At 69.1% G+C, this 3,623-nt stretch carries 5 protein-coding genes; all 5 read left to right on the plus strand.

Going from position 1 to position 3,623, the window contains the following annotated elements:
* On the plus strand, positions 1–1,497 hold a 1,497-nt coding region (locus tag WAW85_RS16080), incomplete at its 5' end, for an HAD-IIA family hydrolase (protein WP_422560592.1).
* Positions 1,498–1,517: 20 nt separating this feature from the next.
* On the plus strand, positions 1,518–1,682 hold the full coding sequence (locus tag WAW85_RS16085) for a hypothetical protein (RefSeq protein WP_422560593.1): 165 nt from the start codon (positions 1,518–1,520) through the stop codon (positions 1,680–1,682).
* Positions 1,682–2,521 (plus strand): TlyA family RNA methyltransferase, encoded by an 840-nt coding sequence (locus WAW85_RS16090; protein WP_422560594.1) that lies wholly within the window; start codon positions 1,682–1,684, stop codon positions 2,519–2,521. The genes WAW85_RS16085 and WAW85_RS16090 overlap by 1 nt, the downstream gene beginning before the upstream one ends.
* Before the next feature lie 32 nt (positions 2,522–2,553).
* Positions 2,554–3,507, plus strand: a complete 954-nt coding sequence (locus WAW85_RS16095; protein ID WP_422560595.1) for an NAD kinase — start codon at positions 2,554–2,556, stop codon at positions 3,505–3,507.
* A gap of 3 nt (positions 3,508–3,510) precedes the next feature.
* Positions 3,511–3,623: AAA family ATPase (locus tag WAW85_RS16100; protein ID WP_422560596.1), on the plus strand; the 113-nt coding region annotated here is incomplete at its 3' end.

Raw genomic sequence — 3,623 nt, forward strand, 5'->3', positions numbered from 1 at the left:
GGCGTGGTCCGGGAGACCGCGGGCATCGCTGCCTACTATGCGGGGCAGTGGCACGAGGCGCTGTCGGAGTTGCGGGCCGCGCGGCGGATCTCCGGTGACGCCGATGCGCTGCTGCCGCTCATCGCCGACGCTGAGCGTGGTCTGGGTCGGCCGGAGAAGGCGATCGCGGTCGCCCAGAGCCCGGAGGGGCAGGCGTTGACCGGCGCCGAAGCCGTGGAACTGGCCATTGTGGAGGCCGGGGCGCACCAGGACTTGGGTGACCCGGAGGCCGCGGTGCGGGTGTTGAACCGGCAGGACCTGCGGGCCGGCCGGGTCGGTACCGACGCCGCCCGCCTGTTCAGTGCGTATGCGCATGCACTGCTCGCCGCAGGCCGTCGTGCCGAGGCGCTGACCTGGTACCAGAACGCGGCGGCCGCCGACATCGACGATGCGACCGATGCCGAGTACGTGCTCACCGACCTGCTGGACGGGGCCATCGAGATGCCGTCGGTGGCGGCTGCTGGTGCGGCGAGTCTCCTCGAGAGCTACGACGCGGTGTTCCTCGACCTCGACGGCACGCTGTACGAGGGGCACACGGCGCTCCCCGGTGCGGCCGGGATCGTCGGGACCGGCAGCTACTACGTGACCAACAATGCCAGCCGGTCGGCCGACGAGGTGGTCGCGCATCTTGCCGAACTCGGTTTCGCGGCGACCCCGCAGCAGGTGATCACCAGTGCGCAAGTGGGTGCCCGGCTGGTCGCCGAGCGGGTGCCGAGCGGCAGTAACGTGCTGGTGGTGGGTGCGCCCGCGTTGCGCGCGCTAATCTCCGAGAACGGGTTGACACCGGTCTCTTCGGCCGATGATGAGCCAGCCGCGGTGATCCAGGGGCATTCACCGGAGACCGGATGGGCGCAACTGTCCGAGGCGGCGCTGGCCATTGGTCGCGGTGCCCGGTGGATCGCGACCAACACCGACACCACTCTGCCGACCGAGCGCGGATTGCTGGTGGGCAATGGGTCGATGGTGGCGGCGGTGGCTTCGGCGACCGGTGCGACGCCACTGGTGGCTGGCAAACCGGCTGCGCCGATCATGCGAGAAGCGTTGGCACGCAGCAACTCTCGTCGTCCGCTGATGGTCGGCGATCGGTTGGACACCGATATCGAAGGCGCGAACACCGTCGGGATCGACAGTCTCCTGGTGCTTACCGGGGTCACCACGCCGCAGACCTTGCTGGCCGCGCCGACCGAGCAGCGGCCCACCTATGTGGCCGCCGACCTGACCACGGTGAACATCGCGCCGCAGGTGCTGCGGATCGGTGCGCAGCCCGGCTGGCAGGTCGAAGTGCACGAGAACCGGGTGACGGTGGAGCCCAGCGGCGCGGCGGTGGCCGCCGGATTGCTGCCTGCGCTCGCGAATGCCGTATGGACCGCCGACGTCGGGGACTTGGATCTGCGGATCAGTTCGCCGGATGCGGCAACCGCGCAGGTACTCGCCGACCTCGGCTGGGATCAGTCGTGACCGGGCCGTCGCCTGCCTCGATGGCGCCGGGACCGATACCGACGGAGAAGGTGCGCGCGATCCTCGACGAGGTGGTCGTAGTGCGCGAGGCTGCCGACGACCAGCTCGACTTGGCGGCGCTGGGTCGTCAAGCCGAGTTGCTGGCCACCGCGCACGACATCCTGGCACAGGCGCTCGAAGACTGATGGCGGCGCGGGCACGGCTGGATGCCGAATTGGTGCGCCGCGGCCTGGCCCGTTCGCGCGAACAAGCCCGGACGTTGATCGAGGCCGGACAGGTGAAGGTCAACGGGACAGTGGCCAGCAAGGCCGCGACGAATGTCGGCAAGGACACCCCGGTACTGGTGACGGAGACGCAGGCCGATGAGTGGGCCTCGCGCGGGGCGCACAAGCTGATCGGTGCGCTCGACGCCTTTGCCCCGCTGGGGCTCGACGTGGCGGGGCGGCGCTGTCTGGATGCCGGGGCGTCGACCGGAGGTTTCACCGATGTGCTGCTGCGGCGCGGCGCCACCGAGGTGGAGGCGGTGGATGTCGGCTACGGGCAACTGGTGTGGCGGCTGCAGTCCGATGCGCGGGTGCACGTCCACGACCGCACCAACGTTCGGCACCTGACGCCGGACCTGATCGGCGGTGCGGTAGATCTGATCGTGTCGGATCTGTCGTTTATCTCGCTGAAGCTAGTATTGCCCGCGTTGGCGGCGTGCCTGCGCCCGGGCGGTCACTATCTGCCGATGGTCAAACCGCAGTTCGAGGTGGGCAAGGATCGGGTCGGCGCCGGCGGTGTGGTCCGCGATCGGGTGCTGCGGGCCGAGGCCGTGGCGGCGGTCGCCGCCGCCGCGGCCGAGCTCGGATTGGTGACGCGGGCCGTGGAAGCCAGCCCGTTGCCGGGCCCGAGTGGCAATGTCGAATACTTTCTGCTGCTGCATAAGGCGGACCCAGAAGCGGTAGACGCCGACGTTGCCGTGTCGGCGCCGGGCGATACCGTGGAGCTGATCGATGCGGCCGTGACACGCGGACCGCAATAGTGAGTCACAAGGGCAGTGAGTGAGGGGGAGCGGTGACTGATCAGCGAACTTTCCTCATCGTGGCCCATACCGGTCGCGAAGAGGTCACCCGCACGTTGGAGACCGTGGGGCGGCGATCGGCGGCGGCCGGGGTCACGCTACGAGTGCTCGAGCATGACACGCGGTTGCCGTCCGAACCGCAGGATTTCGTGTGGAATCCGCTGGATCCCGCGCAGCTGCGGGCCACTGGTGCGCAGGTCGAGGTGGTGCACGCGGGACCGGACTCGGCGTTCGGCTGCGAGCTGGTGCTGGTGCTGGGCGGCGACGGAACTTTTCTGCGCGCGGCCGAGCTGGCCTATCCGGCGCAGGTCCCACTGCTGGGAGTGAACCTGGGGCACATCGGTTTCCTGGCCGAGTCCGAGGCGGCGGTGATCGACGCGGTGATGGACCGTCTCATCGCCGCCGACTACGACGTGGTGGAGCGGATGGTGCTGGATGTGACCGTCCTGGACGCGCGCACCGGACTGCCTCGCGGAGGTAGCTGGGCGCTGAACGAGGTGTCGGTGGCCAACCGCTCGCACAACGGCGTGCTGGAACTGATCACTGAGGTCGATGATCGGCCGGTGTCGGCGTTCGGCGCGGACGGGCTGCTGATCGCCACGCCGACCGGGTCCACCGCCTACGCCTTTTCGGCAGGCGGCCCGGTGATGTGGCCCGATCTGGAAGCGATCCTGGTGGTGCCCAATAATGCGCACGCGCTGTTCGCCCGGCCGCTGGTGACCAGTCCGCGCTCGACGATCGCGGTGGAAGTCGACGCACATGGGCGGCCGGCGGTGGCGCTGTGCGACGGACGTCGGATTTTGGAAGTGCCTGCGGGGGCGCGCCTGGAGGCGCGGCGCGCGGACACTCAGTTGCGCTGGATTCGACTCGACGCCGAGCCGTTCACTGACCGGTTGGTCACCAAGTTCTCGCTGCCGGTCACGGGCTGGCGCGGAAAGAGGAGTTAAGGCGTGCTGGAAGAACTGTCGATCCAGGGCCTGGGTGTTCTCGAGTCGGCGTCGGCGGAGTTCAAGCCGGGTTTCACCGTGCTGACCGGGGAGACCGGCGCGGGTAAGACGATGAT

Origin of the sequence: Gordonia sp. (in: high G+C Gram-positive bacteria) (assembly GCF_049299075.1) — a bacterium.
GTDB lineage: Bacteria > Actinomycetota > Actinomycetes > Mycobacteriales > Mycobacteriaceae > Gordonia.